Raw genomic sequence first — 689 nt, forward strand, 5'->3', positions numbered from 1 at the left:
GTAAGAAATGCTAAAACCTTGGCTGCAGCAATTGTCGCTGAAAGAGTAAATAGAGAAATCAGGACGACTGATGACTTAAAAAATATACTTAAAAAATTTGCCAAAAGAGGTAAGGAAAATAGGTACTACGCACAGGTGTATCAGGCTATACGCATCGAAGTGAATGAAGAATTAAAGGTGTTGGAAGAAGCACTGGAGCAGAGTGCTGATGTGCTCAAAGAGGGTGGAAGATTAGTGGTAATGTCATATCACTCATTAGAGGACAGGATAGTGAAAAATTTCGTGCTTCGAGGGAGTGTGGATGGTAAAGTTGAGAAGGATTTTTATGGTAATGTGTTGAAGCCACTTGATGCAATAAACAGAAAGCCCATAACGGCATCTGAAGAGGAATTGAAAATAAATAATAGGGCACGTAGTGCTAAGCTAAGAATTGCAGAAAAAATAGGTAATGGCAGCTAATTCATATAAGGTACAAAATGAATCAGGCAAAGGCAGCGTCTTTGGCAAGCTCGAGAGGCTTGTCAAAATTGATGTTGTTTTTGAGCATGGTTTACCTGTGAAGTATTTGCCATACATACTGTTTATTGCCGTGGTAGGCATTTTTTATATAGGCAATAGCCATTATGCTGAAAAAACAGTACGCAAAATTGATAAGCTTAAAAAAGAAGTAGAGGATTTACGGGCCGATT

General features: G+C 38.3%; 2 protein-coding genes. Both read left to right on the plus strand.

The features are described 5' to 3' along the window. On the plus strand, positions 1-459 hold a 459-nt coding region (mraW, locus tag E1176_RS04170), incomplete at its 5' end, for a 16S rRNA (cytosine(1402)-N(4))-methyltransferase (protein WP_155209315.1). Continuing rightward, the coding region (locus tag E1176_RS04175; protein WP_155209313.1) for an FtsL-like putative cell division protein at positions 449-689 on the plus strand (241 nt) is incomplete at its 3' end. The genes mraW and E1176_RS04175, both read left to right, overlap by 11 nt.

The organism is Fulvivirga aurantia, assembly GCF_009711475.1.
GTDB classification, from domain to species: Bacteria; Bacteroidota; Bacteroidia; order Cytophagales; family Cyclobacteriaceae; genus Fulvivirga; species Fulvivirga aurantia.